1 protein-coding gene is annotated in these 1,746 nt (G+C 58.8%); it reads left to right on the forward strand.

The window, feature by feature from the left end; translation table 11 throughout:
* Positions 1-146 precede the first annotated feature (146 nt).
* Positions 147-1,746 (forward strand): T6SS effector BTH_I2691 family protein (locus ACPZMI_RS00025; protein WP_426351413.1); only part of this gene is annotated, 1,600 nt, incomplete at its 3' end.

Below are 1,746 nucleotides of genomic sequence, written 5' to 3' on the forward strand. Positions count from 1 at the left end.
CTGATTGGCAAATCGCATGAAAACGTGCCCTGGCAGTCATCGCTGCCTGGGCATTTCGAATCTCGGACGGCGGACAAGGATTGCTTATGCCTACTAGCCAATCTGACTTGCGTTATAGCTTTCAGCCACTCGTCTAGGGACCCCTCATGCTCGATCTGAAGACGCTGCTTGAAATCAATCGGCAGAACTGCGAAGCACTGCAAGATCCTTTTTCAGTTGGGCCTGACGTCACATGTACTCGGACCTTCACTGTGCTGCCATTACGCTATGCCGCCGTTGGCGGCAGTGCCCACCAGCGCCAACGATTACCTACCCTGCCTGAGCATCTGCGCCACCCTCATCGCGTCACTGCGTTGGGTCATGCCGATTACGCCATTCGCCCGCTCCGCGAAGGCTTCCTGTATGTCATGGAAAAGCGCAAGCGCAGCGGGCGCTACAGCCTGCACCTACCCTATCGAATCGCCGCGAACGGGGCCCTGTCGTTCATCGCGCCTGAACACACCGAGCCTCAACCGTCAGGTACCCACACCCTCCAGGATGTCGTGCGCAATATGACTTGGGCGTTCAAGGTTCAGGATCTCGACGATTTGCTTGAGCTTCGCCTGTTCTACAGCCCTGATCCTTTGACCCTCGCGGCACAGCGACAATTGCTGCGTCGACGCGACGCGCTACCGGCCGTGGATATAGCGCCCTTCGCCGGTCCCAGCTGTCCGACGCCCAGGCCTTACACGATACGTCATGACCAACTGGAGCTTGTCGCCGACTTTGCCGCCGAATCCAACGACGCGTTGCGCAGGCTATTGGACTCCCAGGTATTCAGTACACCCAGCATCAGCTCGCTGGCTGCGGCGCGGCAAGCACTGGCTCCTTTGGGCGACAGACCTGAAGCTCGGGGTGTCGCCATCGTGGTGGAGGACGCCATCGGTATTACTCAAGAACTCAATGCCTGGCGCAACGCCGGCATGGAACATCTCAAGCACTGGCTGGAAGCCAGCACCGAGAAAGCCGGCCCTAGTAACGAGCGCAAGGTTTTGGTCGCACAGGCATTCAGCGAATTGCATCAGCAATTCACTGAGCGCAAAGTCGCCGCGCTGGTCGATCACCATAAAGAGGCGATGCGCGCTTATCTCGCCCGCAGCGACCAGGGTGTTCACCCGCAGATGGCCGATTGGTGGGCGCAGACCAAAGAGGACATTCTCGACAGCGCCAGTGAGTTAAAAAGGCAGAACCTTGAGACCCGTGCGAGAAACGGCGAATTTGCAAAGCATTTCCAAGAGCGCTACCTGTCAAAGGTCAACCTGCAAGGCATGCATCAACACCTTGACATGTTCGATGCGCAGAGCCTCGAAGCACAACGTCTTGCCGAGTCCAGAGCGGCAGATCACCTCACGTGGTTGAAGTCCCCCGAGCTTCTGAAGGCGCTTGCCCACTACGACGAGAACGACCTCGCCAATGGCCTGTGCTTTACGCAGCAGACGGGGCTGTGCGTGGTCGGCCTCGAAGGCGTGCCCGCCGGCGCAGAGTTACTTGCCCAATGGTGGCGCGCCGACAATATCTCCCCCGACAACTTGGCGCTGCGCTCGTTTGTCTTCAACCAGCGCGCAATCGCCGAGGTGCTTGCGCAAACACGCACAACGCTGGACGCACTGCCGCAGGGTGACGATCCTTTGCAGCAACTGGATACAGCGCTCAAACAAGCCAAGGAACTCGCCGCACACTTCAGCCAGGTCGATAGCCATCTGGACC

It is taken from the genome of Pseudomonas wayambapalatensis (genome assembly GCF_049942315.1).
GTDB classification, from domain to species: domain Bacteria; phylum Pseudomonadota; class Gammaproteobacteria; order Pseudomonadales; family Pseudomonadaceae; genus Aquipseudomonas; species Aquipseudomonas wayambapalatensis.